The 13445-nt window shown below is 71.9% G+C and carries 11 protein-coding genes; 4 read left to right on the top strand and 7 right to left on the bottom strand.

The window, feature by feature from the left end:
* Positions 1 to 169: 169 nt before the first annotated feature.
* A complete protein-coding gene (locus AB0J72_RS55885; RefSeq protein WP_344515621.1) occupies positions 170 to 958 on the bottom strand; it encodes a hypothetical protein in 789 nt (262 codons plus the stop codon).
* 183 nt (positions 959 to 1141) lie between these two features.
* On the opposite strand from AB0J72_RS55885, the gene AB0J72_RS55880 reads away from it, so the two are divergent.
* Positions 1142 to 2782: an alpha-amylase family protein gene (locus tag AB0J72_RS55880; RefSeq protein ID WP_363416474.1), complete on the top strand. Its 1641-nt coding sequence runs from the start codon at positions 1142 to 1144 to the stop codon at positions 2780 to 2782.
* A 3-nt stretch (positions 2783 to 2785) separates the two neighbouring features.
* Here AB0J72_RS55880 and AB0J72_RS55875 read toward each other — a convergent pair whose 3' ends face one another.
* Complete coding sequence (locus tag AB0J72_RS55875; protein ID WP_363416471.1) at positions 2786 to 3778, bottom strand: sigma-70 family RNA polymerase sigma factor; 993 nt, start codon at positions 3776 to 3778, stop codon at positions 2786 to 2788.
* 27 nt (positions 3779 to 3805) lie between these two features.
* Here AB0J72_RS55875 and AB0J72_RS55870 point away from each other — a divergent pair, with 27 nt between their 5' ends.
* The gene (locus tag AB0J72_RS55870; protein ID WP_363416468.1) at positions 3806 to 4594 is read left to right on the top strand and encodes an alpha/beta hydrolase; all 789 of its coding nucleotides are present in this window, start codon (positions 3806 to 3808) and stop codon (positions 4592 to 4594) included.
* Between the two features lie 4 nt (positions 4595 to 4598).
* Here the strand turns inward: AB0J72_RS55870 and AB0J72_RS55865 are convergent, their stop codons facing one another.
* Both AB0J72_RS55865 and AB0J72_RS55860 read right to left on the bottom strand, forming a co-directional pair.
* Positions 4599 to 6341: a bifunctional diguanylate cyclase/phosphodiesterase gene (locus AB0J72_RS55865; RefSeq protein ID WP_363416465.1), complete on the bottom strand. Its 1743-nt coding sequence runs from the start codon at positions 6339 to 6341 to the stop codon at positions 4599 to 4601.
* A 56-nt stretch (positions 6342 to 6397) separates the two neighbouring features.
* Positions 6398 to 6847: a MarR family winged helix-turn-helix transcriptional regulator gene (locus AB0J72_RS55860; protein WP_363416462.1), complete on the bottom strand. Its 450-nt coding sequence runs from the start codon at positions 6845 to 6847 to the stop codon at positions 6398 to 6400.
* Positions 6848 to 6891: 44 nt separating this feature from the next.
* Here AB0J72_RS55860 and AB0J72_RS55855 point away from each other — a divergent pair, with 44 nt between their 5' ends.
* A complete protein-coding gene (locus tag AB0J72_RS55855; protein ID WP_363416459.1) occupies positions 6892 to 7251 on the top strand; it encodes a hypothetical protein in 360 nt (119 codons plus the stop codon).
* On the opposite strand, the gene AB0J72_RS55850 is transcribed toward AB0J72_RS55855, so the two are convergent.
* From AB0J72_RS55850 to AB0J72_RS55840, 3 genes are read right to left on the bottom strand one after another with little or no spacing between them, the layout of a single operon-like run.
* Entirely contained in the window at positions 7241 to 8356 is a 1116-nt protein-coding gene (locus AB0J72_RS55850; protein WP_363416456.1) for a geranylgeranyl reductase family protein, read from the bottom strand. The genes AB0J72_RS55855 and AB0J72_RS55850 overlap by 11 nt on opposite strands.
* A gap of 9 nt (positions 8357 to 8365) precedes the next feature.
* Positions 8366 to 9445 (bottom strand): EscU/YscU/HrcU family type III secretion system export apparatus switch protein, encoded by a 1080-nt coding sequence (locus AB0J72_RS55845; RefSeq protein WP_363416453.1) that lies wholly within the window; start codon positions 9443 to 9445, stop codon positions 8366 to 8368.
* Positions 9445 to 10689, bottom strand: a complete 1245-nt coding sequence (locus tag AB0J72_RS55840) for an HDOD domain-containing protein (RefSeq protein ID WP_363416450.1) — start codon at positions 10687 to 10689, stop codon at positions 9445 to 9447. The genes AB0J72_RS55845 and AB0J72_RS55840 overlap by 1 nt, the downstream gene beginning before the upstream one ends.
* A gap of 105 nt (positions 10690 to 10794) precedes the next feature.
* Between AB0J72_RS55840 and flhA the strand changes: the two genes are divergently transcribed.
* The gene (gene flhA, locus AB0J72_RS55835; RefSeq protein ID WP_363416447.1) at positions 10795 to 12840 is read left to right on the top strand and encodes a flagellar biosynthesis protein FlhA; all 2046 of its coding nucleotides are present in this window, start codon (positions 10795 to 10797) and stop codon (positions 12838 to 12840) included.
* Positions 12841 to 13445: the final 605 nt, after the last annotated feature.

Below are 13445 nucleotides of genomic sequence, written 5' to 3'. Positions count from 1 at the left end.
AAACGACTTCCTTGTGGAGGCGGCACATGCGTTCCACCCTTACCGTCGCGGCGACATCCCAGCCGTTCAGATGGTGACGCCGGTAATGTCCGGGAACAGAGGCGGGGCGCTGGTCACACCGGCGCCCCGTTGTTCCCAGCTGCCCAAGACGATCTGAGCAGCAGGAACTTCAGTCCCAGTCCCATCGGAACCCGTAACGACCCGGGCCGTAGTCCAGTGCGATCGCGTGGACTGAATTGCCCACGTCGACCTCGTTAGGGGTCACCTGTTCGGTCTGGCCGTCCATCTGCTGGAACTGATAGACGGCCCGCGGCAGCGCTGCCGGGTCGAAACACACCTCGAGCACGTATTCACGCACCGGAAGCCGAAACTTGCGCTCATAATTGGTCGCGGTCGGAAACGGCGGATAATTATGTAGCGCATGTTCGGTGATGACCGTCTCGCCCTTGGCGAGCGGGCGGTCGAAGAGCAGCTCCGCCAGGAGAAACGCGCTTTCCACGTGCTCGACCACCCGGCCCAGGCGGCAGTTGCGGACCGCGGTGATCAGCGGGAGCGGGTGCTCCAGCTCGTCGAGGCGGACGATCACGACATACCGGTCGGGGCCGTCGGCCTCGGCCCGTAACACCTGCCGGACGAGGAACGAGACCTCCTCGCGCTCCGGCCCGACGTTGACCCGGTCGTGCTGACTGAGCCGGGTCAGTCGCTCGTCCCAGCGGGTGTCGACACCCTGCGCCAGGTCGGTGATGAGGTCCTGCTCGGACCAGAACGCACCCAGGCCGGGTGCCTCCTGGCTCTTGTGCAGGTGCCGGCCGCGCGGGCGCGGCGGCCCCACGAGGGCGGCAAGGGACCCCGGCTCGACCTCCAGGATCTTCTCGAGCTCGGCGAGGGCGGCCAGGGACTCACGCCGCTCTGGACGGCTGCGTCCGGTCTGCCAGTAACTCAACGTGGCGAGACTCACTGAATATCCCTCGGCGCGAAGCCGCTCCTGGATGCGTTCCAGTCCCAGGCCCCGTGCCTGGATGGCGTCACGTAGCGCGCCGGCGAAGTCGACCATCAGCCCCCCGGGAGCCATCCTCGCGGTCGGGGCGGGGGCACGCAAGCGCGCGTTTGCGTGAAGCCCGATTCGGTAACCCCGGACCACATGGGCGAGCGCTGGTACACCGAGAGTGTCATCTATTGCCTGGACGTCGAGACGTTCCAGGACTCCAACGGCGATGGCATCGGTGACTTTCAAGGTCTCATCAGCCGCCTCGACTACCTGACCAGGCTCGGGATCAATTGCCTGTGGCTGCATCCGATCCATCCGACACCTGGCAAGGACGACGGGTACGACGCCACGGACTTCTACAACGTCGATCCCCGGCTCGGCACGCTGGGCGACTTCGCCGAGTTGCTGCACGAGGCGGCGAACCGCGGGATCAAGGTCATCATCGACCTGGTGGTGAATCACACGTCGGACGAGCACCCGTGGTTCCAGTCGGCGGTCGCGTCGAAGGACTCGCCGTACCGCGACTGGTTCGTGTGGTCCGACAAGGAGCCGTCCGACCGCTACCAGGGAATGGTGTTCCCCGGCGAGCAGAAGGAGACCTGGACGTACCATCGCAAGGCCCGCGCCTGGTACTACCACCGCTTCTACGACTTCCAGCCGGACCTCAACTTCGCCAACCCGCTGGTGCGGGCCGAGGTGAAGAAGATCCTGGCCTTCTGGATCCAGCTCGGCGTCGCGGGGTTCCGCATGGACGCGGTGCCGTTCATCATCGAGCTGACGGAGCCCGGGGTCCCCGAGAGCCCGATGGACTTCGACTATCTCAGCGAGCTGCGGCAGCACATCCAGTGGCGGCGCGGCGACGCGGTCCTGCTCGCCGAGGCGAACGTGGAGCCGGAGAAGCTGCCGGAGTACTTCGGCGACTCCGGCGGGTCGGGCAACCGCATCCACATGCTGTTCGACTTCATGCTCAACGGCCGGCTCGTCCTCGCGCTGGCCCGGCAGCACCCCGAGCCGGTCATCGAGTGGCTGCGGACCACGCCGAAGCTGCCGGCGGGCGGGCAGTGGGCGACGTTCCTGCGCAACCACGACGAGATCGACCTGTCCCGGCTCACCGCCGAGCAGCGCGAGGACGTGTTCGCGCAGTTCGGTCCCGATGAGGACATGCGGCTGTACGACCGGGGCATCCGCCGCCGTCTCGCGCCCATGCTCGGCAACGACCGGAGCCGCCTGGAGCTGGCCTACTCGCTGCAGTTCACGCTGCGGGGCACCCCGGTGCTGCGGTACGGCGAGGAGATCGGCATGGGGGAGGACCTGACCCAGGTCGGCCGGTACGCCATCCGCACCCCCATGCAGTGGTCGTTCGCGAAGAACGGAGGGTTCAGCGACGCCGAGCCCATCCGCCCGGTCATCAGCAAGGGCGAGTGGGGCTACGAGCGGGTCAACGTCACCGCCCAGCGGCACGACGACCGGTCGCTGCTGGCGTGGTTCGAGCGGATGATCCGCACCCTCCGGGAGATTCCGGAGGTCGGCGGCGGCGTGTGTACGTGCGTCGACCGGCCCCTGCCGCCGGGGGTGCTCGCCCACCGGGCCGACGGGCCGACCGGCTCGGTGCTGTTCCTGCACAACCTGGGCACCGAGGACGCCGTCGTCGACCTCGGCGACCTGGCCGAGGAGACGCACCTGCCCAACGACGTCTTCGCCGACCGGGAGTACGGCCCGGCCGGCGACTTCACCGCGCTGCAGCTGGCCGGCTACGGGTACCGCTGGATCCGCCTGCGCCGCAGCAGCGCGTGACGGTCACTGCGTCAACGGCAGCCCGAGGCGGTCGAAGTGCTCCTCGCCGATGAACGACGTGATCGCGCTGATCCGGTCGCCGCGCAGGGTCAGCACGCTGACCGACCAGGCGCGGTGCGGGCCCGTGCCGCTGTCGCGCAGGTAGCAGGCGACGGCGGGCTGGGCGTTCGCCGTGGCCGGCAGGTGCCGCCATGAGCCGCAGCGCTTCAGCGGCAGCTCGGCGGCGAACTCGATCGCGGCCTTCCCGCGGTACCAGTGCGGCAGCGGCGGCATCGACCAGGTCACGTCCTGCGTGAGCAGCGCGACGAGACCGGCCGTGTCGCCGCGCTCCATCGCCGTCGCGTAGCGGGTGACGAGCTCCCGCACCCGCGCGTCGCCGACGTCGCGCAGGGTCCGCTGCTGGGTCGGCGCCGGCACGCGCTCCGCGACGAGCCGGCGGGCCCGGGCCAGCGCCGAGTTCACCGACGTGGGCGTGGTCCGCATCATCGCGGCGATCTCGGCGGCGGAGAAGCCCAGCACGTCGAAGAGCAGCAGCGCCGCCCGCTGGTTGCCCGGCAGGTGCTGCAGGGCCGCGACGAACGCCAGCTCGACGGTCTCGCGCCGTTCGCAGACGGCCTCCGGGTACGGCTCCAGCCACGCGACCTCGGGCAGCGGGGCGGGTGCGAGCTCGACGCGTTCGCTGGCCGGCCCCAGGTCCATCGGCAGCGCCCGCCGTCCCCGGGCCGCGGCGAGGTCCAGACAGGTGCGGGTGGCGACGGTGTAGAGCCACGCCCGCAGCGACCCCCGCTCCTTGACCGCGCCGATCCCGCGCCACGCCCGCAGCAGCGCGTCCTGCAGCGCGTCGTCGGCGTCGTGGACCGAGCCCAGCATCCGGTAGCAGTGCGCGTGCAGCTGCGCCCGCAGCGGCTCGACCAGTCTCGTGAACTCGTCGGCGGGATCGCGACGATTCTGCGCCCCGGCGCCGGTCTCACTGTCGACCGATGTTCCGACTGACATTTCCACCGCCTTGTCTGGAGGAGTTTCATGAACCACACGCTGCGCGTGCCCGACGCCACCCTGTACTACGAGGTGCGCGGCCGGGGTCCGCTGCTGGTGCTCGCCGGCGCCCCGATGGGCACCAGGTTCCTCGCGCCGCTGGCCGACCTGCTCGCCGCCGACCATACCGTCCTCACGACCGACCCTCGAGGCGTCGGCGGCAGCGTCCCCGACGACCCGGACGCGGACTCGACCCCGCAGCTGCGCGCGGCCGACCTGGCCGCGCTGATCGCCCACCTGGACGAGGGTCCCGCCGCCGTCTTCGGTACGAGCGGCGGCGCCGTCACCGGGCTGGCGCTGGCGCAGGCGCATCCCGGCGCGATGCACACGCTCGTCGCCCACGAGCCGCCGGTGACGGAGCTCCTGCCCGACGCCGCCGGGCAGCGGGTGGCGATCGAGGACATCATCGCCACCTACGCAGCCGGCGACGTGCCCGGCGCCTGGATGAAGTTCCTGGTCAACGCCAACATCCCGATGGACCCCTCGGCCGCGCCGCCCCCGCCGGACGCCCAGCAGGAGGCCGACGAGCGGTTCTGGTTCCTGCACGAGATGCGCGGCACCACCCTGTTCCAGCCGGATCTCGCGGCGCTGCGTTCGTCCGGTGTACGGATCGTCGTCGCCGTCGGGGAGGCCTCCACCGGCCAGATCTGCGACCGGACGTCGGCCGCCCTGGCCACGGAGCTGGGCACGGACCGTGCCGTGTTCCCGGGCGGGCACATCGCCTTCGTGGAGGACCCGGCCACCTTCGCGCCCCGCCTGCGCGAGGTCCTGAAGTAGGCCCTCAGCGGGAGGGGATCTCGCCGGCGGTCACGGGGCGGCCGAAGTGCCAGCCCTGACCGAGGTCGCAGCCCAGCGACGCGAGGCGGCCGGCCTGGTCGGCCGTCTCGATGCCTTCGGCGGTGACGGTCATCTGCAGGGTGTGCGCCAGGCGGATGACCGTCTCCACGATCTGCTCGTCGACGTGGTCGCTGGCCAGGGAGCGGATGCCGGCCATGAAGGCGCCGGCGAGCTTCAGGCCGTGGACCGGGAGGTGGCGCAGGTAGGCGAGGTTGGAGTAGCCGATGCCGAAGTCGTCGATGACGATGCGCACGCCCAGGTCGGCGATGGTGCGCAGGGTCTGGATGGGCTGGCCGGTCGACTGCATGAGGACGGTCTCGGTCAGCTCCAGCTGGAGGTTGGCCGGGGAGAGGCCGGTGTCGGCGAGGGCGTGCCGCACGTCGTCGAGCAGCCGGGGGTCGGTGCACTGGCGCGGGGAGACGTTGACGCTGATGAGCAGCGGCGTGTCGGGGTGTGAGCGCTGCCAGTCGGCGGCGACGCGGCACGACTCGCGCAGGACCCAGCGGCCCAGCGGATGGATCATGCCGGACTGCTCGGCGACGGGGATGAACGTGTTGGGCGAGACGGTGCCGAGGTCCGGGTGGCGCCAGCGCAGCAGGGCCTCGGCACCGCGCAGCCGGTTGTCGGCGAGGGCCACGAGCGGCTGGTAGACCAGCTCGAACTCGCCGCGGTCCAGGGCACCCGCGAGGCGGCCGGTCAGCCCGTACCGCAGGACCTGCTGCGCGTTGCGCTTGGCGTCGAAGAGCGCGTAACGGGCTCGGCCCTCCTCCTTCGCCAGGTAGAGCGTGGCGTCCGCGGCGCGCAGCAGCTCGTCGGGGTCGGCGCCGTGGCAGGGCTGCTCGACGATGCCGATGCTGGCCGACACGGACAGCTCGTGACTGTCGAGGCGGACGGGCTTGCTCAGCTCGGCCAGCATCGCCTCGGCCAGCTCGGTCAGCTGGCCGGGACCGGTGCTGTGGCGCACGACCACCACGAACTCGTCGCCGCCGACCCGGGCCACGAAGTGGCCGGCGCCGTTGACGCAGGCCCGGAGCCGGTCGGCCAGGGCGACGAGGAGCCGGTCGCCGGAGCCGTGGCCGAGGGTGTCGTTGACGGTCTTGAACTCGTCGAGGTCCAGGAAGCAGACGCCGATCCGGTCGCGGCCGCCGGCCTCGCCGAGCGTGTCGGTGAGGTGCCGGTAGAGCAGGACCCGGTTGGGCAGCCCGGTCAGCGGGTCGTGGTGCGCCTGGTGGTGCAGCTCCAGCTGCAGGCTGTGCTCGGCGTCGGTGAGCGCCCTGGCCCAGGCGCGGCGGATGCGCTCCTGGTCGTCGAGGATCCGCTGCCGGCCGGCGCGGGTGAAGCCGGCCGCGACCGCGCCGAGGACCGCGCCGATCCTGTCCTCGTCGGGCTTGACGTCCGCGGCGGCGGGCAGCGAGGCGAGGACGGCGATGGAGTGCTGGAGCGCCTCGGGGCTGGACAGCCCGACGTCGACGAGCGCCGAGCCGGCTCCGGCGGCGGGCCGGGGGTCGAACGGGTCGGCGCGCAGCACGCCGGCGAGCATCGTGACCAGCTGCTCGAAGCGGTCGCGGAGCGCCTCGGCGCCCACGTCGAGGAAGCTGGTCCGGCGGACGGCGGCGACCCACCGGTGCGCGAGGTCGGACAGCGCAGGCTCGATGAGCGCATCGTCCTGGCCGTCGGAGCCGGTCAACCACATCACCTCTGGCGCGAAGATTACCGTGCGCCGGAGCATTGAAGAATCGACGCTCAGTGCCGTTGTCCGGCCGTTTCGGTGAGGCCCGCGACGAAGCGGGTCAGGAGCTGGGCGAACGTCTCCACCTCCGCGGGCGTCCAGCCGGCGGTCGCTGCGGCGAACCTCGCCCGCCGCGCGGCGTGCACCCGCTCGCACAGCGCCAGCCCGGCCGGGGTGCGCACGAGCAGCGACCGGCGGCCGTCGTCCTGGTCGGCCTCGCGCCGCACCCAGCCGGCCTCGACGGCGGCGGCGACGAGCTTGCTCGCGCGGGGCTGCGCCACGTCGAGCGCGGCGGCGACGGCCGTCACCGTCGCGCGGTCGCGCAGCCCCTCGACCGCGTCGACGACGTCGAAGACCGCCGGGTCCACCCCGCTGGGCGGGCCGCTGCGGGCCAGTGCGCGCCGGGTCTGGCTGCGCCGGATCGACACCATCGCGGTCTCGACGGCGGCAAGGGAAGGATGCATAATTTTTGTTATCTACATTCTGGAGGCATGTACAGGTGGAACCCATGAAACCAGAGGACAGGCCGATCGGCTATTGGCTGCGCGAGCTCGACCAGCGGATCGAGGGCGCGTTCGTGGCCGCGCTGGACCGGCAGGGGCTGCGCCGCCGGCACTGGCAGCTGCTCAACGGCCTCGGACCGGAGGACCCGCTGTGGGAAGGGCAGGAGGAGTGCCGGCAGGACCTGGTCCGGCGGGGGTGGATGCGGCAGGACGGCGCGCTCACGGACGACGGCGAGCGGGCGAGGGCGGCGATCGCCGCCGACGTGGCCGCGGTCCGCCGGCGGGTCGCCGAGGGCGTCCCCGGCGAGGACTACCTGACCACCGTGCGCACCCTGGCCCGGATGGCGGAGAACCTCAGCGCGTGACCACGTGGCGGGCGATGGCACCGACCGTGCGCGGGGTCAGCGTGCCGTCGCCGAGGCCGAGCTCGATCAGGTCGTCGAAGACCGCCTGGCGCCGGTCGGCGGCGCGCACCGCGGCGTTGACGATCCACTGCCGGCCGCCGAGCAGCGCCGCCGCCCGCGAGTGCCGCAGGTGCCGCCCGAGCCGGCCCCGCAGCGCCGCGGCGTACCGCCTGGCCGGCGCGTCACCGGCCGCCGCCGCGCCGGCCAGGGCGCCGGACAGCACCGCGTAGAAGATGCCCTCGCCGGTGAAGGGATTGATCAGCGACAGCGCGTCGCCCACGAGCAGCAGCCGGCCCCGGGCCGGCGCCGGGCGGCGCGTCGACAGCGGCAGGTGGTGCGCCCGCAGCCCGGTCGCCGCCGCCGTGTCCACGTCGGGCAGCAGCTCGGCGAGGCGGTCCAGCAGGTGCGCCCGGGAGATCGGCCGGCCGTGCAGCACCTCCCCGTAGCCGATGTTGGCGGTGCCGTCCCCGATCGGGAAGGCCCACGCGTAGGCCGGCCACTCCCGCGACGCGGTCACGATCCGCTGCTCGGCGGGCTGCCCCGCGAAGGGCGCGTAGCCGCGGATGGCGAGCGCCAGGTGGCCGGGGCCGTTCGGCGGCTGCCCGAGCGCCTTGCGCACCGTCGAATACGCGCCGTCGGCGCCGATGACCGCCCGCGCCGAGACCACCCCGTCGACGACCACCCGGTCCGGGCGCTCCTCGATGCGGCGCACGGTGTGGCGGCGCAGCACCGCCCCGGCCGCCACCGCCCCGTTTGCGATCCGTTCGTCGAGGACCAGCCGGGGGATGGTGTACGCGGGGCGGGCGTGCCTGCGGGCGACCGCCCCACCGGCGGGACCGACGAGCCGCAGCGACGGCACCGGCGCGAAGCCGTCCTCGACGCCGGTCACGCCGAGCCCGGCGAGCACGTCGAGGGCGTGCGGCGCGACCCCGTCACCGCACGGCTTGTCGCGCGGGAAGCCGGCCTTGTCCAGCAGCAGCACGCTCGCGCCGGCCCGCCGCGCGGCGAGCGCAGCCGCCGCGCCCGCCGGACCGGCACCGACCACCACGACGTCGAAGTCGTCCATGCCAGCACGCTAACGGTGCTCCGGCACCGTGTGCACGCCGGCGGCGGACCCCTTCGACTTGAGCATCATGATGAACGCGAGCACCCGGGCGACCGCGCCGAAGAACTCGGCCGGGATCTCGTCGCCGATCTCGCAGGCGGCGTGCAGCGCCCGGGCGAGCGGCACGTCCTCGACCATCGGCACCCGGTGCTCGGTGGCGACCTCACGGATCTTCAGCGCGATCACGCCCTGCCCCTTCGCGACCACTCTCGGGGCGCCCTTCGTCGGGTCGTACCGCAGCGCCACCGAGACATGGGTCGGGTTGACCACCACGACGTCCGCGCGCGGCACGTCGGCCATCATCCGGCTGCGGGCCATCTCGTGCTGCCGCTGCCGGATGTGGCCCTTCACGTGCGGGTCGCCCTCGGACTTCTTGTGCTCCTCCTTGATCTCTTCCTTCGACATCATCAGCTGCTTGTTGACCCGGCGCTTGGCCACGAAGTAGTCGGCGAAGGCGAGCACGAGGCCGGTGACGGCGGCGACCCTGATGACCTTCAGCACCGTGTCGGCGACCAGGCCGATGATCGTCTGCAGCGGCATCGCGGTCGCACCCAGCAGCGTCGGCACCAGCGTGTGCATCGTGTTGTAGACGACGACGCCGAGGATGATCACCTTCGCCAGGGACTTGACGCTCTCCCACGCCGCCTGGCCGCCGAACGTGCGCTTCAGGCCCTTGATCGGGTTGAGCTTCTTGAAGTCGGGCTTGAGCTGCTTCGTCGCCGGGCGCAGGCCGCCCTGGGCGGCGGTGCCGACGATCGCGAACACGAACAGGCCCACGGTGATCGGCGCGGCGCAGATCGCGATGTCGGTCATGCCGGTCTTGAGCAGCTCCAGGGCCTTGGCCGGCTCCGGGTCGGTGAACGCCTGCGTGCTCTTGGAGAACAGGTCCTGGGTCCGTGCCATGACGCTGCGGGCCGTCATCGGCAGGAGCACGCTGGCCAGCAGCACCCCACCCCACGCGCCGAGATCCGGCGTGCGGGCCCGGGTGCCCTCGCGCCGCGCCTGCCGTTTCTTCTGCTCGGTAGGCTGCTCGGTCTTCTCACCAGCCATTACCGGCCCAGTGCGCCCTCGATGGTGCGCATCGACCAGCCGACCGCCGCCAGGTACGCCTTCGCCAGGTCCGCCGACGACACCGGCGCGGCGGCGAGGGCGTGCTCGTCGGCGACCTCGTACGCCCGCACGATCGACAGGACCTGGCCGAGCCGGCCGTGCCCGTCGACGAGCGCGTCGGCCACCTCGACCGTCAGCGGAAGCCGGGTGACCAGCTCCGCGACCGGCTCCGAGATGAGCTCGGCGACACCGGCGAGCAGGCCGACGGTGAACGCCGCGTCGCCCTGCAACCCGAGCCGCTCCGCGACGGTCTGGCACAGCCGGGCCCGGGCCATCGTCGTGGACAGCTGGTCCTCGGTCGCCGACTCCGCCACGTCGCTGACGAGCATCAGCGCCGCCCACTGCCGGATCTTCGCCGAGCCGAGCAGCACGACCGCGTCGCGGACCGACGCCACCTTGCGCGGCAGCCCGGACGCGGCCGAGTTCGTCGCCCGCAGCACGCGGTAGGACAGCGCCGGGTCGCTCTGCACGATCGCCGACACCTTCGCGATGTCGGCGTCCTCCGCGGTGACCGCGCCGAGCAGCTCCAGGCGGCGCAGCCGCGACGGTGACAGCGCGACCGCCGTCAGCACCTGCGGGCGGCCCACGGCGTACCCCTGCAGCAGGTCGAACCCGAGCCGCTGCGCCAGCAGGATGTGCTCCTCGATCTCCACCCGCTCCGCGACCAGCTTGATCCCCGGGTAGCGGCGGCAGCGGGCCACCACCTCGACGAGCTCCTCGGGCTCGCGGATGAGCAGGTCCAGCTTCACGTACGAGGCCAGGCCCAGCAGCCGCTCGTGGCCGAGGCCGAACACGAAGTCGTCGAGGGCGATCTCGTACCCCTGCTGCACCAGCCTCGCGGTCCCGGCGAGCACCGCGTCGTCGATCTCGACGGTCTCCAGGATCTCCAGGATCGCGTGGTCCGGGTCGAACGGCAGCGGCAGGTCACCGACGAGGAAGTCGCGGGTCAGGTTGATGAAGCACTTGCGGCCGCCGACGAGCTGCTCCAGGCCGAACTCGGTGAACGCGTTGACGATGACCTGGCTGGTCGCGTACGCGCTGCGCCGGGACGCCTCGACCTCGTCCGCGGCGCCGCGGAACAGCAGCTCGTAGCCGACGACGTGCCCGGACCAGTCGTAGAGCGGCTGGCGTCCGATGTGGACGAGCTGCGTCGAGTCGGGAGTGGAGGTCGTTGCGGGCTGCACGCCCCTGACGATCGGCACCCGGCCCTGCAACCAAAGGAAAACCCTCAGAACTACCCGTTCGGCACCGATCAGGTGAACGCGTCACATCGGAAAGACGGGGAGAGCGTGCCCAAACGCCTGTCGCAGTTCGTCGTGCCCATCGGCATCGTGCTGATCATCCTCATGATGGTCGTGCCGCTGCCGGCCATGCTGCTGGACACGCTCATCGCCGCAAACATCACGCTGGCGCTCGTGATCGTGCTGGTCAGCATGTACGTGAAGCGGCCGCTCGAGTTCTCGTCGTTCCCCTCGCTGCTGCTCATCGCGACGCTCTTCCGCCTGTCGCTCAACATCAGCGCGACGCGGCTCGTGCTCACCGAGGGCTTCGCCGGTGACGTCATCGAGGCGTTCGGCCACTTCGTCGTCGGCGGCTCGCTCATCGTCGGCCTCGTCATCTTCCTGATCCTGTTCATCGTCCAGTTCATCGTCATCACCAAGGGCGCGGAGCGCGTCGCCGAGGTCGGCGCCCGCTTCACCCTCGACGCGATGCCCGGCAAGCAGATGGCGATCGACGCGGACCTCAACGCCGGCCTCATCGACGAGGCCACGGCCCGCAAGCGCCGCACCGAGATCACCTCCGAGGCGAGCTTCTACGGCGCGATGGACGGCGCGTCGAAGTTCGTCAAGGGCGACGCGATCGCCGCCATCATCATCACGCTGGTCAACCTCATCGGCGGCTTCGCGATCGGCATGCTGCAGCGCGGGCTGTCGGCGACCGACTCGATCCAGACCTACTCGCTGCTGTCCGTCGGCGACGGCCTCGTCTCGCAGATCCCGGCGCTGCTGCTGTCCGTGGCGACCGGCCTCATCGTGACCCGCTCCGCCAACGACGGCGACATGGGCGCCACGGTCAGCAAGCAGCTCAGCCAGAACCGCCGGGCGCTGCAGATCGGCGGCGGCGCGGCGCTCGCGCTGTGCCTCATCCCCGGGCTGCCGAAGCTGCCCTTCCTGCTCGTCGGCGCGGCGGTGCTGATCATCGCCCAGCGCCTGCCGAAACCCGTCAGCGAGGCCGACCAGCAGGACGCTGCCGCCGCCGAGGCCGAGCCGCCACCGCCGGACCCGACGGAGACGCTGCTGGGGGAGATGCGGGTCGACCCGCTGGAGCTGGCCCTGGCGCCCGACCTCGTCGACCTCGTCGACGCCAGCGGCGGCGACCTCCTGGAGCGGGTCCGGGCCCTGCGCCGCAAGGTCGCGCTGGAGCTCGGCATCGTCATGCCGCCGGTGCGCACCCGCGACGACCTGGAGCTGCCGCTGTCGACGTACGCGGTGCGCATCAGCGGCGTCGAGGTCGGCCGCGGCCAGGCGCCGCCCGGGACGGTCCTGGCGATCGGCGACGGCCTGGACTTCCTGCCCGGCCGGGCCGGCGTCGAGCCGGTCTTCGGCCTGGCCGGCAAGTGGGTGCCGGCCGAGCTGCGGCACCAGGCGGACCTCACCGGCGCGACGGTCGTCGACCGGGCGTCCGTCATCATCACGCACCTGGCGGAGATCGTCCGCGTGCACGCCAGCCGCCTGCTGGGGCGCGAGGACGTCCGCGCGCTCACCGAGATCGTCAAGCGCACGCACCCCGTCGTCGTGGAGGAGCTGACCCCGTCGGCGCTCAGCCTCGGGCAGGTCCAGCGGGTGCTGCAGACCATGCTCGACGAGGGCGTGCCGATCCGCGACCTGGTGCGCATCTTCGAATCCCTGTCGCTGCAGGCGAAGCAGTCCACCGACCCCGACTCGCTGGTCGAGGCGGCGCGGGCGTCGCTCGGGCCGGCGATCGCCGCCCGGTACGCCCACGACGGCACCCTCACGGCGATCACGCTCGAGCCGAGGCTGGAGCAGCAGCTGCTGGAATCGCTGCGGCCGACCGACAGCGGACTGCAGCTGCTGATCGACACGGCACGCGCCGAGTCGATGCTCGCCGACCTGACCAGAATCACCGAACTCGGCGAGGAACGGGGCGTCAGTCCCGTCCTCGTCTGCTCACCGCAACTGCGCAACGCTCTGCGGAAACTGGTGCAGATGGCATTGCCGCGTTTACCGGTTCTGTCCTACTCAGAGATCGCCGGGAGTACGCTGCGGATTGAGACTATTGGGGTGGTGAATGGTGCCTACCCGGTTGCTGCTTGAGGGTCGTGACCTCGAAGAGCTGCTCGCGCAGGTCCGCGCGGAGCACGGGCCGGATGCTGTCATCGTCTCTGCCGAAAAAGTGCGCACCGGCGGGGTCGGTGGCCTTTTCGGAACTCAGAAATATGAGCTGACGGTGGAGGTCCCCGATGCCGTTGCGACAACTCAATCATCAGGTCAGGCACCGCGCAAAGGCGACACGCCGAATCGCACGCTGAGTATCGAGGATCTGGCCGCGCTGGCGGATGCCGCCGAATCGCAGGGCAGGAATCCGACGTTCGCCGACGCGCTCGCGGATGCGCGGGCCGCCACGCCGCGGCCGCCCGTCGGCGCGCCCGTCTCCGGCGCGGCGCCCGCCGGTGGGCCGCAGCGGCCGCCGGTGCCCGGGCCTCCTCCGGGGCCGCCGGGACCTCCTGGACCTCCTGGACCTCCTGGGCCGCCCGGGCCTTCCGGTGGGCCCCAGCCGCCTGCCGGTGGGCCCCAGCCGCCTGCCGGTGGGGCCTGGCCGCCGCAGGCTGCCTCCGGGCCGGCACCGGCGGGCGGTGGCGGGCAGCCGCGGCCACCCTCGGGTCCTGCCCGGCCACCGGCCGGTGGCCCGCCGCGGCCGC

The sequence above is a fragment of the Dactylosporangium sp. NPDC049742 genome (assembly GCF_040674675.1).
Classification (GTDB): Bacteria; Actinomycetota; Actinomycetes; order Mycobacteriales; family Micromonosporaceae; genus Dactylosporangium; species Dactylosporangium maewongense.
This window is presented reverse-complemented; position numbering and strand designations above follow the sequence as displayed.

What these genes read in the sequence shown, in the direction of transcription:
- AB0J72_RS55880 (WP_363416474.1), top strand. Translation starts at nt 1,142, where the DNA reads ATGGGCGAGCGCTGGTACACCGAGAGTGTCATCTATTGCCTGGACGTC.
- AB0J72_RS55855 (WP_363416459.1), top strand. Translation starts at nt 6,892, where the DNA reads ATGAAACCAGAGGACAGGCCGATCGGCTATTGGCTGCGCGAGCTCGAC.
- AB0J72_RS55870 (WP_363416468.1), top strand. Translation starts at nt 3,806, where the DNA reads ATGAACCACACGCTGCGCGTGCCCGACGCCACCCTGTACTACGAGGTG.
- AB0J72_RS55850 (WP_363416456.1), bottom strand. Translation starts at nt 8,356, where the DNA reads ATGGACGACTTCGACGTCGTGGTGGTCGGTGCCGGTCCGGCGGGCGCG.
- AB0J72_RS55860 (WP_363416462.1), bottom strand. Translation starts at nt 6,847, where the DNA reads ATGCATCCTTCCCTTGCCGCCGTCGAGACCGCGATGGTGTCGATCCGG.
- AB0J72_RS55875 (WP_363416471.1), bottom strand. Translation starts at nt 3,778, where the DNA reads ATGTCAGTCGGAACATCGGTCGACAGTGAGACCGGCGCCGGGGCGCAG.
- AB0J72_RS55845 (WP_363416453.1), bottom strand. Translation starts at nt 9,445, where the DNA reads ATGGCTGGTGAGAAGACCGAGCAGCCTACCGAGCAGAAGAAACGGCAG.